The 15,735-nt window shown below is 56.9% G+C and carries 16 protein-coding genes; 10 read left to right on the forward strand and 6 right to left on the reverse strand.

What is annotated here, in order from left to right; genetic code table 11:
• Positions 1 to 44 precede the first annotated feature (44 nt).
• The 5 genes from hisB to hisI are packed head-to-tail and all read right to left on the reverse strand — an operon-like array spanning position 45 to position 4,301.
• The gene (gene hisB / locus GSQ82_RS23270; RefSeq protein WP_254061871.1) at positions 45 to 665 is read right to left on the reverse strand and encodes an imidazoleglycerol-phosphate dehydratase HisB; all 621 of its coding nucleotides are present in this window, start codon (positions 663 to 665) and stop codon (positions 45 to 47) included.
• Positions 662 to 1,765, reverse strand: coding sequence for a histidinol-phosphate transaminase (gene hisC / locus GSQ82_RS23275; RefSeq protein WP_158794648.1), 1,104 nt, complete (start codon positions 1,763 to 1,765; stop codon positions 662 to 664). Before hisC ends, hisB begins: the two co-directional genes overlap by 4 nt.
• A complete protein-coding gene (hisD, locus tag GSQ82_RS23280) occupies positions 1,762 to 3,021 on the reverse strand; it encodes a histidinol dehydrogenase (RefSeq protein ID WP_158794649.1) in 1,260 nt (419 codons plus the stop codon). Before hisD ends, hisC begins: the two co-directional genes overlap by 4 nt.
• A 60-nt stretch (positions 3,022 to 3,081) precedes the next feature.
• Positions 3,082 to 3,963: an ATP phosphoribosyltransferase gene (gene hisG / locus GSQ82_RS23285; RefSeq protein WP_158794650.1), complete on the reverse strand. Its 882-nt coding sequence runs from the start codon at positions 3,961 to 3,963 to the stop codon at positions 3,082 to 3,084.
• Complete coding sequence (gene hisI, locus GSQ82_RS23290) at positions 3,960 to 4,301, reverse strand: phosphoribosyl-AMP cyclohydrolase (protein ID WP_158794651.1); 342 nt, start codon at positions 4,299 to 4,301, stop codon at positions 3,960 to 3,962. Before hisI ends, hisG begins: the two co-directional genes overlap by 4 nt.
• A 350-nt stretch (positions 4,302 to 4,651) precedes the next feature.
• Between hisI and GSQ82_RS23295 the strand changes: the two genes are divergently transcribed.
• Positions 4,652 to 4,963, forward strand: a complete 312-nt coding sequence (locus tag GSQ82_RS23295) for a helix-hairpin-helix domain-containing protein (RefSeq protein WP_158794652.1) — start codon at positions 4,652 to 4,654, stop codon at positions 4,961 to 4,963.
• 395 nt (positions 4,964 to 5,358) lie between these two features.
• Here GSQ82_RS23295 and GSQ82_RS23300 read toward each other — a convergent pair whose 3' ends face one another.
• The gene (locus tag GSQ82_RS23300) at positions 5,359 to 5,673 is read right to left on the reverse strand and encodes a hypothetical protein (protein WP_158794653.1); all 315 of its coding nucleotides are present in this window, start codon (positions 5,671 to 5,673) and stop codon (positions 5,359 to 5,361) included.
• A 352-nt stretch (positions 5,674 to 6,025) separates the two neighbouring features.
• On the opposite strand from GSQ82_RS23300, the gene dnaK reads away from it, so the two are divergent.
• The 9 genes from dnaK to GSQ82_RS23340 form a co-directional block, all read left to right on the forward strand.
• The gene (gene dnaK / locus GSQ82_RS23305) at positions 6,026 to 7,942 is read left to right on the forward strand and encodes a molecular chaperone DnaK (RefSeq protein ID WP_158794654.1); all 1,917 of its coding nucleotides are present in this window, start codon (positions 6,026 to 6,028) and stop codon (positions 7,940 to 7,942) included.
• A gap of 221 nt (positions 7,943 to 8,163) precedes the next feature.
• Positions 8,164 to 8,334, forward strand: coding sequence for a hypothetical protein (locus GSQ82_RS23310; protein ID WP_174243129.1), 171 nt, complete (start codon positions 8,164 to 8,166; stop codon positions 8,332 to 8,334).
• Positions 8,335 to 8,338: 4 nt separating this feature from the next.
• Positions 8,339 to 8,965: a hypothetical protein gene (locus GSQ82_RS23315; RefSeq protein WP_158794656.1), complete on the forward strand. Its 627-nt coding sequence runs from the start codon at positions 8,339 to 8,341 to the stop codon at positions 8,963 to 8,965.
• Positions 8,949 to 9,851: an Fpg/Nei family DNA glycosylase gene (locus GSQ82_RS23320; protein WP_158794657.1), complete on the forward strand. Its 903-nt coding sequence runs from the start codon at positions 8,949 to 8,951 to the stop codon at positions 9,849 to 9,851. The genes GSQ82_RS23315 and GSQ82_RS23320 overlap by 17 nt, the downstream gene beginning before the upstream one ends.
• Before the next feature lie 60 nt (positions 9,852 to 9,911).
• On the forward strand, positions 9,912 to 11,153 hold the full coding sequence (locus GSQ82_RS23325; RefSeq protein ID WP_158794658.1) for a DnaJ C-terminal domain-containing protein: 1,242 nt from the start codon (positions 9,912 to 9,914) through the stop codon (positions 11,151 to 11,153).
• Positions 11,154 to 11,772: 619 nt separating this feature from the next.
• The gene (locus GSQ82_RS24605; protein ID WP_174243130.1) at positions 11,773 to 11,937 is read left to right on the forward strand and encodes a hypothetical protein; all 165 of its coding nucleotides are present in this window, start codon (positions 11,773 to 11,775) and stop codon (positions 11,935 to 11,937) included.
• A gap of 83 nt (positions 11,938 to 12,020) precedes the next feature.
• Positions 12,021 to 14,069 carry a glycosyltransferase family 39 protein gene (locus GSQ82_RS25465; RefSeq protein WP_158794659.1) on the forward strand — a complete coding sequence of 683 codons (2,049 nt, stop codon included), beginning with the start codon at positions 12,021 to 12,023 and terminating at the stop codon, positions 14,067 to 14,069.
• Between the two features lie 135 nt (positions 14,070 to 14,204).
• On the forward strand, positions 14,205 to 14,633 hold the full coding sequence (locus GSQ82_RS23335) for a helix-turn-helix transcriptional regulator (RefSeq protein WP_158794660.1): 429 nt from the start codon (positions 14,205 to 14,207) through the stop codon (positions 14,631 to 14,633).
• 88 nt (positions 14,634 to 14,721) lie between these two features.
• A partial coding sequence (locus tag GSQ82_RS23340; protein ID WP_158794661.1) for a glycosyltransferase occupies positions 14,722 to 15,735 on the forward strand: 1,014 nt, incomplete at its 3' end.

The raw sequence follows: 15,735 nt of genomic DNA on the forward strand, positions 1-15,735 counted from the left end.
AATCTCGTTCGATAATGGTTGAAGGAAAGAATCCTAAAAGATGATTACAAAAGTCCTTTTGTGCTCGGCAGCATCTCGCGCATTCGCTCATCTCGCGAACAGGCGCCGCGCAACGCTCGCGCAAATGCTTTAAAGATTGCCTCGATCTTGTGATGATTGCTTCGCCCATACATCGTCTTCACATGAACATTCGCTTTGGCTCCGCGGGCAAAGCCATCAAAGAAGTCGGCTAGCAGCTCACTCTGAAAGTCTCCTACGAGTCGAACCTTTACCTTGTCATCGACCACATAAGAGACACGTCCGCTCAAATCGACCGCAGCCACGGCCAGGGTCTCATCCATGGCCATCACGAAGTATCCGGCCCGCATAATGCCTTTCTTGTCTCCCAGAGCTTTATGGAACGCCTCGCCCAGTGCGATCCCTACATCCTCGACGGTATGGTGTTGATCGATGTCGAGGTCTCCGGTGCACTTCAGCGTCAGATCGAATCCACCATGCCTCGTAAACAACTCCAGCATATGATCGAAAAAACGAATCCCTGTTGTTATCTTGTAGAGACCTTGTCCGTCGATAACAAGCTTCAAGGCGATCTGCGTCTCCGTCGTATCTCGCTTGATTATTCCGGTGCGTGTTCGGAGAGTTGCTGTCTTCTTCAATGTCATCATACCGTCGCGCTCCATCCGATCTCCTGGAGTGAAATCTTCAGCGCAGCGAGACCCTGCGTCACATGGTGCTCCAGGCCGATGGTGATGCGTACAAAACCGTCGCACCCAGGATCAGCTGACCGATCCCGCAAAAGCACGCCCTGGTTATGCATCGCCTTCACGAGGTCTTTATGCTTTGAGCCGATGTTCATAAGCACGAAGTTTGCGTGGCTTCGAAAGAAAGGGACTCCCAACTCGCGCAGACCGTCCATCAGCCGTTCGCGGCCGATGCGCACCTGTTCCACGTACCACGAGAGATATGTTTCGTCCGTAATCGCGGCGGGTAGACAACTGAGAGCAACGCCGTTGACGTTGTATGGCGAGCACACCTTCCTCACGTACTTCAGCAGGTCAGCGTTTCCTGCGAGCATTCCAATCCGAAGATTGGCGAGCCCATATGCCTTGGAAAATGTCCGAGCAATAACGAGATTCGGTACAAGCGCCAGGTCACCCATGATTGAAGTCCCATCGAAGTGGTAATACGCTTCATCCACCATTAGAACTGCCTGAGGCGCGGCAGCAGCAATAGCGAGCAAGTGCTCTCGGTCCACAATGGCACCCGTAGGATTATTCGGCGAAGCCACAATGATCAGCTTTGTCTTCTCAGTAATGGATGCCATGAAACGTTCGAATGGAAACTCCAGCGTCTCATCGGCCTGTACCTTCCTCAGATGCAAAGTCATCATCTGCACGCTTACGTCATACATGAAGAATGTTGGCGTCGAGATCAGAGCCTCGTCGTCAGGATCCAGAAAGGCCGCGCACATGAGGTGGATTGCTTCATCCACGCCATTCGTTAGCAACACCTGCTGGGCCTGCAGTCCGAAGTGTTCGGCAACGATTCGCTCGACCGGCTCCCGCTCGGGATATCTGGTCAGGTCGTCCGCAGTGATTGTGTGTAGCCTCTCCATCACACGGGGTGAAGGCGAGAAGGTATTTTCGTTGAAGTCCAACCTCAGAGCGTCTCGTCCCGCAAGTGGAGGATGATACTCCGGCATATCCAGAACCGCTTTGCGCGGTTGCACAACTTTTTCTTTTGCGGCCATATTAGCAATCTTCATCTTGTCTTCACTCGTACGCTTTCTGCGTGTCCCATGAGCCCTTCGGCTTCAGCCAATGCGATTGCATGTGGGCCCATCTGCTTTAGCCCTTGACGCGTGTACTGTTGCACCGTAATCACTTTCACAAAGTCCATTACGCTGAGGCCGCCACGAACGCGTCCCACACGCCCGGTTGGGAGCACATGGTTTGGTCCAGTGACGTAATCTCCCATCGACTGAGGCGCATACTCGCCGACGAAGACGGATCCTGCATTGCGAATCCACTTTAGATCCTTCGGAGAGTCTACTGTTAGATGCTCCGGTGCCAACCGGTTTGTCAGCTGCTGAGCCTCGCGCACTGTGGCAGTTACAAATATGCATCCCTGCGTCGATAGGGATTTTTTCGCGATTGAATTATGCCGCATCCGGGCCTTTATCTCGGTTGCGACGTCTTTTGCCAGGGATTCATTGCTCGTAATGAGCACAGCTAGGGTATCTGGATCGTGCTCCGCTTGGGCGACGAGATCTGCAGCGATTCCTGGCGCATGTCCAGTTTCGGATGTGACTACAATTTCGGTAGGGCCAGCAGTCATATCGATCCCACAGTGGCCGGAGACCACAACCTTTGCCGCCGTTACGTAGAGATTTCCAGGCCCCACGATCTTATCGACAGGTTGGATCGTAGAGGTTCCGTAGGCCATGGCGCCGATCGCCTGGGCGCCTCCCACACGGTAAAACTCATTCACTCCAGCCAACCAGGCCGCGGCCATCGTCTCTCTTGCGGGCTTTGGGGAACATACTACAATTCGCTCAACTCCGGCCACCTGCGCAGGCGTTACCGTCATAAGCAGTGTCGATGGCAAAGGATATCGTCCTCCCGGCACGTAACAGCCTACGCTGCCAAGCGGGCGAACAATCTGCCCGGCCTTTACGCCTGCTGCGGGAGAGATCATCCATTCTTGCGGCATCTGCGCCTCGGCGAAGGCAAGGATGTTGCCGCGTGCGACCATCATTGCAGCTTGCAGCTCGGGTTTCGTCGAATTCCAGGCGGCCTTCATCTCTTCGCGAGAGATCTGGAGAGGCTGCTCTGTGGTCAGGCCGTCGAACTGATTCGCATACTTGCGTAGTGCTCGGTCGCCAGTCTTGCGCACATCGGCGAGAATCCGGCTCACGACCGGTTCTACACGCGCGGTATTGACTGCGCCACGCCGCTCCAGTGTATCAATCAGTGCATACGCTGCGGCTTTGCTTCGACCAAATGTTCTTACAAGCTTCATCGATAGGACACCTGAACAGACATCTCCTGGACTTCGGTCTGGCTTTGTACGACTGCCAGTCTAGAGGACCACCTTGCTAAGCGGATACTCGACTATGCCGGTTGCGCCTGCCATCTTGAGCTTTGGGATTACGTCGCGCACGAGGGCTTCATCCAAAATAGTATTCAGTGCGACCCATTCTGTGTCGCTTAGCTGCGATACGGTGGGGGAGTTCAGCGCGGGCAGGACACTAATAACAGATGACAGATCCGACTTGCGTGTATTCAGCATGAGCCCGACGCGTCCCTGGGCAGCGATCGCCGCGTTAAGCATCAATGAGATGTTGTCGATCTTCTCCCGCTTCCAGGCGTCCTTGTAAGCGGTCTTGTTCGCGATTAGCTGGGTCTCGCTCTCCATTAGCGTCTCGATGATGCGAAGTCGATTCGCACGCAGGCTTGATCCTGTCTCGGTCACCTCGACGATTGCGTCGGCCAGCGTCGGCGGCTTTACCTCGGTCGCGCCCCAGCTGAACTCTACGGTCACTGGAATATTCTTGCTGGCAAAGTACCGCTTCGTAAACTCAACCAGCTCGGTGGCGATGATCTTGCCTGCAAGATCCTCTGGCTTTTCAAACGGGGAGTCCTCCGGAACCGCCAGCACCCACTTGACCTTCTGACGGCTTTGCTTGGAGTAGGTAAGGCTGGTCACATACTCCACGTCGGTCTGGTTCTCCATCACCCAGTCGTTGCCGGTCAATCCGGCATCGAGCGCGCCGTGTTCGACGTACCGAGCCATCTCCTGTGCGCGTACCAGCATGCAGTCGATCTCTATGTCATCTATAGACGGAAAGTAGCTGCGTCCATTCGCGAAGATTCTCCAGCCTGCTCGTTCGAAGAGCGCGATGGTTGCATCCTGCAGACTTCCCTTGGGGATTCCCAGCTTCAGCTTCCTGGTCTCGCTCACTTTGCCTCCATGTCAATGTTCTTCGTGAAACAGCTAACTGTGCCTTCGTGACAGACGAGGCCGTCGCCCTCTACCTTCACCTTGAACAAGAGCGCGTCGTTATCGCAGTCGGTGGAGGCTTCGATGACCCGCAGGCGGTTGCCGCTGGTCTCTCCCTTCATCCACAGCTTCTGGCGCGTGCGGCTCCAGAAGGTAACGAAGCCAGTCTCAAGGGTCTTGGCGTAGCTGACTTCGTTCAGAAAACCCAGCATCAGGATCTCGCCGGTCTTCGCATCCTGAACCATGCCGGGAACCAGTCCGTCCATCTTGGCAAAGTCGATCTTTACTGCGTCGGTCATTTTCGCGTCTCTCAGGTTGAAGGTTTCGGTTGGTGGTTAGACAAGAAAAAGGCCCGCTCGCGGTATGCGCGTCAGCGGGCCTTTCGAGATCCTAAGTGAGCTTTGTTACTTCGCTACACCGGACACAGCCGCCAAAACACGCTTCGCGTGATGATGATGGTGTCCGTGATGGAGGTGCAGGGTGCTCATCTCCCATTCAGAGTAGCTTTCGAGTCTGGAGAAGTCAACCTTGGAGGGGGCGAGGCGAAATCTTTCATCGAGAGTTCAACTATGAACTTGTTCATTGACGCGCCTGCCATGCTCTCGTACTCTTCGGCAGTAAAGCATTCATCCATAAAGGAGATCTGTCGATGCTCAATCTTCGTTCTAAAGTTCTTGCGCTGGCGCTTCTATTCGCCTTCGTCCCGGCGTTCACCACGGTGGGAGCTGCGGCTCAGACGGCCAAACCGGCTGCATCTGCTGCGAGTCCACTCGATATCAATAGTGCGACCGCGGATCAGATCAAGGCGCTTCCGGGTATCGGGGATGCGTATACGAAACGCATCATCGACGGCCGGCCTTACACGGCGAAGAACCAACTGTTGACCCGCGGCATTCTTCCGCAGAAGACCTACGACGGCATCAAGGGCCAGATCGTGGCGACGCGCGCTGCTAAGAAGTAAAGTATGCGTCTCGACCTTTCGTGCTCCCTGGCAGATCGGAGCTAGTCCAATTACCTACCCCCTCGGGGTACTTTTGCGTAAAGTCTTGCAACTGGATACTTTAGGTGTAGTTCTCAAATGCTTATTTCTGCAAAGTATTCATTCTAGATACTTTGCGGGTAAAGTGTTCCATATAAAAGAGATAAGGCCAGGACAGCTATTGTCCCGGCCTTATCTCTTCTAATTCCTATTTCAAGTATATCGGGTTGGGTATAACTACTGTGCAATGCGGAAGGGCTGCGGATGGAAGGTGTAAGCCATTTATTATGTTCGGCTTAAAGGGCTTATTCAAAAATGGTTTCGATGTAGGGTCTTGACAGACGGATTAGACGGTTTTTGTGCACTTGACCGACAGATCAGGAACGGCTGTGCGGCAGAGGGAAGGACTGTAGATGGCCCATCTGGACTTCGCCGTATTCGAGCCTGCGGGGGGAGGGTGGGTGCCGAAGAGCGGGGATCTGTCTCGCATCAAGGGTCTTATGGGCGGAGAAGAAGCCGTTATCCGTCGAACTATCGACTGAATAGGCGGGCATGGGCTTGGTGTAGTTACTTGCCGAGTGTGTCGGTGCGGCGCTGCAACCCGAGATCAAGCCAGCGATGAGTCCGGCGAGGCCAAGGGAGGCGAGTTTGAAGAGGCGGCGTGTGGTGCGAGAGGCAGGCAGAGAGGGCATGAGCAAGGCTCCAAGTTGATGCATGAATTGAAGGAAGAGTAGCGGGAGGCATCCAGGGCGACAATGCCACCATCAGGGTACGTGGGAGCGGGTATTCCTCATCGATTTGGTTATCGGCGTGTTTGAGCTTCTGAGATAGGAGTGTCCGGGAATCGTCCGGGAATGAGGACCGGCCATTTTCATTGCCAGAGGCAGAATGATCGTCTTTTTAAATCTATAAAGTGGGTTAGATTTTTGAATCTATAGAGTGGGCTAGGCCATCAGAATAGTTGACAGTAAGTGACTCAAGGTGAGATTCTTGGGCGAGTCAAGAGATTCAGGTGGGCCGCGGGCCCGGAATGGGGATTAGAAGATGGCGAAGATTATAGGAATTGACTTGGGAACGACGAACTCCTGCGTGGCCGTGATGGAAGGCGGCGAACCGAAGGTGATCCCGAACGAAGAGGGTGGTCGTACGACACCGTCTGTCGTTGCGTTCACCAAGAGCGGGGAGCGTCTGGTTGGTCAGGTGGCCAAGCGCCAGGCGATTACGAACCCGGAGAACACGGTTTATTCGATTAAGCGCTTTATGGGCCGTCGGATGAACGAAGTCGGCGATGAGTTGAAGATGGTGCCGTATAAGGTCGTGGCGAAGGGCGACAACATCGTCGTTGTGGCACAGGGCAAGGAGTTCACTCCGCCTGAGGTATCGGCGATGATTCTGCAGAAGCTGAAGAAGGCTGCGGAAGATTATCTTGGCACGTCGGTGACCGAGGCCGTGATTACGGTTCCGGCGTACTTCAACGATGCTCAGCGGCAGGCGACGAAAGATGCCGGAAAGATCGCTGGCCTTGAAGTGAAGCGTATTGTGAACGAGCCGACGGCGGCTGCGCTTGCGTATGGCCTGGATAAGAAAAAGGACGAGACGATTGCGGTCTATGACTTCGGCGGCGGTACGTTCGATATCTCGATCCTCGAGGTTGGCGAAGGCGTTATCGAAGTGAAGTCGACCAATGGCGATACGCACCTTGGCGGCGACAATCTCGACCAGCGCATTGTGGATTGGTTGATCGGCGAGTTCAAGTCCGACACCGGCCTCGATCTGCATGCGAAGGGCAACGAGATGGCGCTGCAGCGTTTGAAGGATGCTGCGGAGAAGGCGAAGATTGAGCTTTCGACGGCGCAGGAGTCGGAGATCAATCTCCCCTTCATTACTGCTGATGCGAGCGGCCCAAAGCACCTTGTGCGGAATCTCACTCGTGCGAAGCTGGAGTCGTTGGTCGATGATCTGCTACAGCGGTCGATTGGGCCGTCGAAGCAGGCGATGAAGGACGCCGGTGTGGATGCGAGCAAGATCGACGAGGTCGTTCTCGTCGGCGGTCAGACTCGTATGCCGAAGATCCAGCAGTTGGTGAAGGATCTGTTCGGCAAGGAGCCGCATAAGGGTGTGAACCCGGATGAGGTTGTGGCGATCGGTGCGGCGGTTCAGGCTGGGGTGTTGGCTGGCGAGGTGAAGGACCTGCTGCTGCTCGACGTGACTCCGCTGACATTGTCGATTGAGACGATGGGCGGTGTGGCGACGGCGATGATCAACCGGAATACGACGATTCCGACGAAGAAGACGGAGACGTTCTCGACGGCGGCGGACTCGCAGACTGAGGTTGAGGTGCATGTGCTGCAGGGCGAACGTCCAATGGCAGCGCAGAATCGGACGCTGGGCAAATTCAAGCTGGCTGGGATTCCTCCGGCTCCGCGTGGCGTACCGCAGATCGAGGTCACGTTCGACATCGACGCAAACGGCATCCTAAACGTAACGGCGAAGGACAATGCGACAGGCAAGGATCAGAAGATTACGATCACGAGTTCGTCGGGCTTGAGCAAGGAAGAGGTTGAGCGGATGGCGAAGGATGCCGAAGCTCATGCCGCTGAGGACAAGGAGCAGCGCGATGCGGTTGAGGCTCGCAATGGGCTGGATTCGCTGGTCTACAACATCGAGAAGATGTTGAAGGACGCTGGCGATAAGGTTCAGGAGTCGGATAAGACCGAGGTCGAGACTGCTTTGGCTGAGGCGAAGACGACACTGGCGGGATCGCCCTCTGCGTCTGAGCTGAATGCTGCCAAGGATCGTCTAACAACTGTGAGCCACAAGCTTGCAGAGGCGATGTACAAGGCTGCGGCAGCGAGCGCACCGACCGATGGTGCTACAGCTGCGGAAGGAACCACGGAAGAGCCGAAGAAGGATGAAGGCGTCATTGATGCTGAGTACGTCGATGTAGACGAAAAGAAATAAGTGTAATCCGTAAGGGCTGATTTGTACGTAAAGAAAGGTAAGGGGCGTTCCTGATGGGGTGCCCCTTCTTTTTATCGGCTTGGATGAAGGCGATTGGCGTGTAGAGTGCGTCTTATCACCGGAAAGGTGTTGCGGTGGACAGGAGCAAAGAGCAGGACAGATACGCGGATGTGCTTTGGCTGGAGAACCTGGAACTCAATCGATTCTTTGGAGGCAGGGCTATGACCGAGACGATGTGGAAGTGTGACCAGGTACGAGCGGGACAGCTGTACAACCGTATGATGTTCGACACACGGGAAGAAGCAGTGAAGTTTGCGCAGCGCATGCAGCAGATGGAGCCGGATCAGATGTTTTCGATTGAGGCGATTGAGGCGCGGCAGGTGTGGAACTAGACTTTTGACGATTAATTGGGAAGCGGTACAGGCAGTGGCGACGGTAGTTCTGGTGGTGACCAGTGCCGGCGCCATTGCTTATGCTGGGTTGCAGTTGCGGCACGAGCGGGCGTATCGGGCGGTAGAAAATCTTGAAAAGCAGTTGAGTTTCTTTCTGTCGGAGAAGTTCGTCGCGGTACGTCGCCGGTTGGCTGAGGCTCGACTGGACGAGGCGGGGTTGAAGCCGTGGACACTGGAAGATCCGCCGGTGAATGTGTTTGAGGTGCTGGACTTTTATGAGCATCTTTCGTTGCTGGTGAAGAAGGGGCATCTGGATATCTACGACGTGTGGCACACGTTTTATGAATGGGCTCAGCCGGTGTACGTAGATATGCAGCGCCTAATAGAGGATGAAGAGAGTGCGTATGCAGAGCACTATAAGGATCTACAGCGAATGATTCGGCAGATGGATGAGATCCAGATGACGAAGATGCAGAGGCAGAAGGGCGAGCACTGGGCGCTGTGGACTCCTGAACGGATTATTGAGCATTACAGATATGAACTGGAGGCGGGCGGGCGGCCGCGACGGGTGAGGCGGCGGCACCAAACGCAGGTGACTGCAACGAGGTTGAAGGATGCCGGAGGGGAATGAGATCCATCGATGGGCGGAGCGGCATGCAGCGGCGTTTGGCGGCCGGGCCGTGCGTGTGGATGGGCCGCAGGGACGGTTCCTGGACTCGGAGGTCATTGACGGCAGGAAGCTGCTGCGGGTGATGGCTGTAGGGAAGCATCTTGGATACGACTTCGGGAAGGACCGGATTCTTCATGTCCACCTCGGGCTGCAAGGAGACTTCACGGAGGGTTCGGGTCCGCTGCCTGCGGTGCGCGGTGCGTTGAGGCTGCGGATGTGGAATGAGGCGGCGGTGAAGAGGCCGGTAGTTCCTGGTGTGAGCAAACGGCATGCGTGGTACTCGGAGGATGATGGAACGGGCCATATTGCGCCGGAGAGTGTAGCTTGGGTCGAGCTGCGTGGGCCGATGGATTGCTCAGTGTACACGCAGGAGATGTGGGAGACGCTGCTGAAGCGGTTGGGGCCGGATCCGCTGAATGGTGATGGGCCGGAGAAGATGATTGCACGTGTCGGGAAGAGTAAGAAGGCGATCGGCGCGCTGCTGATGGATCAGGAGATCTCGGCGGGGATTGGGAACATCTATCGCGCGGAGCTGCTGTACCGAGCGCGGCAGAGTCCGTTTACGCCGGGGAATCAGATAGCGGAGACGACGCTGCGGTCGATATGGAAGGAGGCGGGCGTGTTGATGAAGGCGGGAATGGTGGATCGGCGGATTGTGACGACGAAGCCGAAGGATCGACCGCACAAGACGGGACAGGCGCTGAAGGAGGAGGCTCACTATGTGTATCGGCGGCAGGGAAGACCGTGCTTTGTGTGTGGGACGAAGGTACTGACTGAGGTGATGGCGGGACGGAACCTGTTCTGGTGTCCGGTCTGCCAGGCGGAAGCTAAGCGGGAAGAGAATTAGACGGTTGCAGCGGGATTCAGAGTGCGGACGAGCCGCGCTGTTGCAGAATGGATGAAGACTATGGCTACGACACAGACGAAAGACTATTACGGCACGCTTGGCGTGAAGAAGACGGCGACGACGGAGGAGATTCGCAAGGCCTTCCGGAAGGCTGCGCGAAAGTATCATCCGGATGTGAATCCGAACGACAAGAAGGCTGAGGAGAAGTTCAAGGAGATCTCCGAGGCGAACGATGTTTTGAGCGACGATAAGAAGCGGAAGATCTACGACCAGCTTGGTTTTTATTCTGACAACATCGATCCGGCTGCGGCGGAGGCTGCGGCGCGTGGTGGATATGGTGGGCAGGCGGCTGGTTATGATGGTCCGCAGAGTCGCGGAAGCGGAGGGCAGGAGGTTCCGTTTGACTTTGGAGGGTTCGATTTTTCGGACTTCCAGGCGGGACGGGGTGCTCAGCAGGAGTCGGCGGGTGGTTTCGGCGGAAGCTTCAAGGACATCTTCAGCGGGATGTTTACGGGCGGCGGGCAGAAGGGCTCGCGCGGGCCTCAGCCGGGGACGGACCTGGAGTACCAGGTGAGCGTGGACTTCTGGACGGCGGTGCGGGGCGGTGTGACGCGGCTGGAGATTCAGAGGCAGGAGGTTTGTCCAACGTGTAAGGGCAAGTCGACGACGGGCGGGAGCATCGAGTGTCCGGAGTGTCATGGATCGGGGCAGGTGACGCAGATGGGTGGGCGGATGAAGTTCAACATCCAGTGCCCGCGTTGCGGCGGTTCGGGGAAGGTGCAGAACTCGTGCCCGACGTGCGATGGCGAGGGCGTGGTGGTGAAGAAGGAGCAGCTGGAGTTCCGCATTAAACCCGGAACGCGCGACGGGCAGAGGATTCGGCTGGCGGGTAAAGGAAACGCCGGGACGAACGGCGGAGCGGCAGGCGACCTGTTTCTGATCATCAAGGCTGGAACGAATCCGGTGTTCACGCGGACGGGCGATGATATTTATGTAACCGTTCCGGTTACGATGACCGAGGCGGCGCTGGGGGCGAAGATCGATGTGCCTACGATCGATACGCACGAGGGCGGCGGACGGACGCAGTTGAAGATTCCGCCGGGGACGCAGACGGGGCAGAAGCTTCGGCTGCGCGAGAAGGGCGTGCCTTCAGCGGCGAAGGAGGGTGCACGCGGGGACCAGATCGTGGAGGTGAAGATCGTGGTGCCCAAGGTGCAGGATGAGCGGAGCAAGGAGATCCTGCGGGAGCTGGCGAAGCTGAATCCGGAGGATCCGCGGGAGGCTTTGTTCACCGGGGTTTAGGTTTGGTGATGATTGTTCGGCTTTTCCGTTGTCGTCTTCTCCATGAGGCTCTGGGGGTACCCCTCCCCCTGGGGGGGTGGGTATGGCTAAGTCTTTTGGTTGTGTGACTTACGTTTTTTGCTCTTTGTAAAATACTCATTTCAGATGGGTTGCGGGTAAATATTTCTTTCTAAATGGGTTAGGTGGTTAATAGGAAAGCCCCGGCGTTTGCCGGGGCTTTTTTATCTCTATATCCAGTATAGCGGTTGGGGGATAACTAGTGCGTCACGCGAATGTTCGCGTTTGGCGCGGGTTTTGGTGGGTTTGGGGGTTGACAGGTTTTGGGCGGGTTGAAGAGGACAGGCAACGGCAAAGGCAATATTTTGTCGCTTCGGCTTCGCCTTTCGCTCCGGCCTTCGGCAGAGTGGAGACCGCTTTGCGGCGGGGTTTAGACGCGAGGCTGAAGCCTCGCTGTACCTAGCTGCAACGGCAGAAGCAGATCCCTGCGGGATGACAAACAAAAGGACAGGCAACGGCAAGAGCAACTGCAACCGCAACCGCAGATCCCCTGCGGGGATGACAAACAAAAGGACAGGCAACGGCAACGGCAAGAGCAAAGGCAGAAGCAGATCCCTGCGGGATGACAAACAAAGGGACAGGCAACGGCAAGAGCAACTTCAACCGCAACCGCAACCGCAAGAGCAACTGCAATCGCAAACGCAGATCCCCTGCGGGGATGACAAACAAAAGGACAGGCAACCGCAACGGCAAGAGCAACGGCAACCGCAGATCTCCGCGGGGATGACTAGCAAAAGGACAGAACAGCGCAGGGGTGGAATAAGTTGCTTCCCTAATTTGTTTCGGCTGCTTAGACTGGCTGGTGCGCTCATGCTCCCATTCAAAGTGAAATCTCGCCGCTCTCTGGTCGTCGTTGGTGTGTTGTTTTTTGTCGGTGTTATCGCGCTGCAACTTACGTTGATGGCGCGGGCGAACTCCTGCACGTGGGACGAGGCCGACCATACCTATGCTGGATATATGCAGTGGAAGCATGGAGACTTTGGACTGAACGCCGAACATCCGCCGCTGCTGAAGTTTCTGGCTACGGCTCCGCTGTTGGATATGCCGCTGAAGATGCCTGTTTTGCAGGATCGTCTTTACCGGTTGCAGGAGGTGAATGGAGGGAGGGACTTTCTCTTTCAGAACGACGCGAACACGATGTTGTTCCGCGTGCGCATGGCGGCTTCGGTGCTTACGCTGCTGCTGGCTGTGCTGGTCTTTCTTGTGGCGCAAGAGATGTTTGGAACGGGGGCGGGATTCGTTGCGCTTGGTCTGATTTGCTTCGATCCGACGTTGCTTGGGCACTCCGCGCTGGTGACTACGGATGCGGGGCAGGCGTGTTTTATGCTTTGGGCGATCTACGCTTTTTATCGTTATATGAAGGCGCCGACGGTGTGGAGGTTGGTTACGGTGGGGTTGGTGGTGGGGCTTGCGCTGGCGACGAAACACAGTGCGGTGCTGCTCTTTCCGATGCTGCTGTTGCTGGGTGGGATGGAGTTTGTCTGGCGGAGGAAGTTCTCGGCTGGACTCTCGAATGGGCGTTCGGATGTTTCGTCGGGTGAGGTGGTTTCATCGGGTGGGTATGCTTCGCGTCTTGGCTTGGCGTTTCTTGTGATCTGCGCGATCTCGATCACTGTGCTGTGGTCTTCGTATGGCTTCCGCTTTGCTGCGCGTGGAGGGGGGCTGCATCTCAACCCTACGATGGCGGGGCAGCTTCATCGGGTTCCGAGTCCGTTTGAGGCGGAGGTGCTGGCTGCGTTTGCGAGAGGTCATCTGCTTCCTGAGTCGTATATCTATGGCTTCGGCCACGTTCTGTTCGAGTCGAGGGCGTTTCATAGCTTTCTGCTGGGCACGGTCTATCCTCATCCGGTCTGGTTCTACTTTCCGATTGCGATGCTGATCAAGTCGACGCTGACGTTTTTGATTCTGCTTGGTGTGGGTGTCTGGGCGGTGGCGACGGGGCGCTTTCGATGCTGGCGCGAGATTCTTTATCTGGTCGTTCCTGCCGGGGTTTATATGGCGTTCGCGATGGCGGGCGGGATGAACATTGGGGTTCGGCATGTTCTTCCTGTCTACGTGTTCCTGTCGGTTGCGATTGCGGGTGCGGTGTGGAAGTTGATTCAGGGGAATCGGCGCTGGTTGTATGCCGTGGTGTTGCTGCTGGTGTTTCAGGCGGTGTCGGTGCTGCATGCGTTTCCTGCGTATGTGTCGTATGCGAATGAGGCGTTTGGAGGTCCGGCGAATGTGCACAGGTATCTGAGCGACTCGAGCGCTGACTGGGGGCAGCAGATGAAGTCGGTGAAGCGATATTTGGATGAGCGCGGGATCAAGAACTGCTGGTTTGCTTACTTCGGCGAGGGCGTGGCGGAGTATAGCTACTACGGGATTCCGTGCAAGCCGCTGATTACTGCTGACTCGCTTTACTTTGATGAACCGCACGATGTTCCTGCGGCGATCGATGGGCCGGTGCTGATCAGCGCGGGTGCTCTTTCGGGGTTCGAGTTTGGGCCGGGGGCGTTGAATGCGTATGGGCAGTTCAAGGAGCTGAAGCCGACGGCGGATATCGACTTTGGGGTGTTTGTGTATGAGGGCCACTTCGAGATTCCGCTTGCTTCGGCGCTGAGCCATGTGCAGAAGGCGGGGCTGCTGCTTCGTGCGAAGGATGTGGCGGGTGGTCTGTCGGAGGCGCAGCAGGCGGAGTCGCTGGCGCCGGAGTCGGCGAGGGTGAACATGATGATGGGGCAGGCGCTGGATGCGAATGGAAGGCGGGACGAGGCGCGGCCTTACTACGAGAAGGCGCTTAGGTTGGCGAAGACGGTGGAGCCTAAGTTTCAGGTCTCGTATGTTGCTGGGTTGGAGGAGCGGCTGGGGGCGAGGTAGGGATTTTTGCGGGTGCTCCGATTTGCGGGTGGGGTTGTATAGGATGTGCTCAGCAAGGGGATTGTTTGGCGTTGGGATGGCGGGAGGCGCTAGACTTTCGGTAGGCGCGTTTGTTTTGGCAAGAGGGCTTGGACTATGGCGACAAAACGGAAGAGCAAGGGCGCGTACATGATCTCGTCGGTGGCGGAGATGTATGAGATTCATCCGCAGACGCTGCGCCTGTACGAGCGCGAGGGGCTGCTGCGGCCTTCGCGGAGTGAAGGGAATACGCGGCTTTATACGGATGAAGATCTGGAGCGGCTGGAGTTTATTTTGAACCTGGCGCGGGATTTGGGGGTGAATATCGCGGGGATCGCGATTGTGCTGCAGATGCGGGAGCGGATGGAGGAGATGAATCGGCAGATGCAGGGGTTCGTGGACTATGTGCGGACGGAGATGTTGACGCGGATGCAGCAACAGCAGGTGCCGGGTGCGGGGTTGGTTCCGATGCGGAGGCCGATGGTGGTGCCGTTGAAAGTGACGTCGGTGAAGGTGACAGCGGTGAAGGCGGGGAAGAAGAAGTAGGGCTTTCGGGAGTGCTCGGTGAGTGCGGTAGTCTGGAGGACTGTGAGTTCAAGGTTGCGGCCGCTTGGGATGGGCTTGTAAGGGCGAGATGAGTCTGGTGCTTCGGATGTTGTTTTGGGTTGCGGCGGTGGGGACCGTGACCTCTACGATCTACTGCCTGATGGTGTTGGCGGCGGCGTTGCGCTTTGGGTTGAGGCGGCGTCGGGAGGAGCGCGCGGGAACGGCGTTTCTTCCGGCGGTGAGCGTGTTGAAGCCGCTGCATGGGACCGAGGCTGGGTTGGAGCGGAGCCTGGAGACGTTTTTTGAGCAGGACTATCCGGAGTTTGAGCTGCTGTTTTGCGCTCGGCAGGAGAGCGATGAGGGGTTGAAGCTGGCGCGGGCTGTGGGGGCGCGGTATCCGCAGGTGGATGCGAGGTATGTGACATGCGGGGAGCCGCCGCCGGAGTTCCATAACGCGAAGGTGTTTTCGCTGGCGAAGATGGATTCGGTGGCGCGGCATGAGCTGTTTATTACCAGCGATGCGGATACGCGGGTGAAGCGGGATTATCTGCGGAAGATGGTGCAGAACCTGAAGGATCCGCAGGTTGGGTTGGCTTCGAGCATCTACCTGGGGACGACGGATGAGGGTATGGGTGCGGGGTTTTCGTCGCAGCTGGATGCGGTGGGGAAGAGTGTGGAGATGAGCTCGGGCGTGATGGTGGCGGACATGCTGGAGGGGACGAAGTTTGCGCTGGGCGTGACGATGGCGGTGCGGAAGGATTCGTTTCAGAAGGTGGGTGGGTTTGCGGAGTTGGGCAAGTATTACGCTGATGATTATGTGCTGGGGAGCCGGTTGGCGGAGATGGGGACGGGGGTTCGGTTGGCGTCGCATGTGGTGCGGCTGATGGTGCAGGATACGCCGTTTGGGATTTCGTTTCGGAATCAGTTGCGGTGGATGCAGAGTACAAGGAGGTCGAGGCCGTGGGGGCATCTGGGGTCGGGGCTTACGTTTGCGATGCCGTTTGGGTTGCTGGGATTGGCTTGGGGTCTGTTGAGTGGGCATCCGGATTTGGGTGTGGTCTGGCTGGTGGGGATGGTGGTGAATCGCTGGCTGCAGGCGGGG

The organism is Granulicella sp. L60, assembly GCF_009765825.1.
Taxonomy (GTDB): Bacteria; Acidobacteriota; Terriglobia; order Terriglobales; family Acidobacteriaceae; genus Edaphobacter.

Coding starts and splice junctions, on each gene's coding strand:
- hisB (WP_254061871.1), bottom strand. CDS start 665: ATGATGACATTGAAGAAGACAGCAACTCTCCGAACACGCACCGGAATA.
- hisC (WP_158794648.1), bottom strand. CDS start 1,765: ATGAAGATTGCTAATATGGCCGCAAAAGAAAAAGTTGTGCAACCGCGC.
- hisD (WP_158794649.1), bottom strand. CDS start 3,021: ATGAAGCTTGTAAGAACATTTGGTCGAAGCAAAGCCGCAGCGTATGCA.
- hisI (WP_158794651.1), bottom strand. CDS start 4,301: ATGACCGACGCAGTAAAGATCGACTTTGCCAAGATGGACGGACTGGTT.
- GSQ82_RS23295 (WP_158794652.1), top strand. CDS start 4,652: ATGCTCAATCTTCGTTCTAAAGTTCTTGCGCTGGCGCTTCTATTCGCC.
- GSQ82_RS23300 (WP_158794653.1), bottom strand. CDS start 5,673: ATGCCCTCTCTGCCTGCCTCTCGCACCACACGCCGCCTCTTCAAACTC.
- dnaK (WP_158794654.1), top strand. CDS start 6,026: ATGGCGAAGATTATAGGAATTGACTTGGGAACGACGAACTCCTGCGTG.
- GSQ82_RS23310 (WP_174243129.1), top strand. CDS start 8,164: ATGACCGAGACGATGTGGAAGTGTGACCAGGTACGAGCGGGACAGCTG.
- GSQ82_RS23320 (WP_158794657.1), top strand. CDS start 8,949: ATGCCGGAGGGGAATGAGATCCATCGATGGGCGGAGCGGCATGCAGCG.
- GSQ82_RS23325 (WP_158794658.1), top strand. CDS start 9,912: ATGGCTACGACACAGACGAAAGACTATTACGGCACGCTTGGCGTGAAG.
- GSQ82_RS24605 (WP_174243130.1), top strand. CDS start 11,773: ATGACAAACAAAGGGACAGGCAACGGCAAGAGCAACTTCAACCGCAAC.
- GSQ82_RS25465 (WP_158794659.1), top strand. CDS start 12,021: ATGCTCCCATTCAAAGTGAAATCTCGCCGCTCTCTGGTCGTCGTTGGT.
- GSQ82_RS23335 (WP_158794660.1), top strand. CDS start 14,205: ATGGCGACAAAACGGAAGAGCAAGGGCGCGTACATGATCTCGTCGGTG.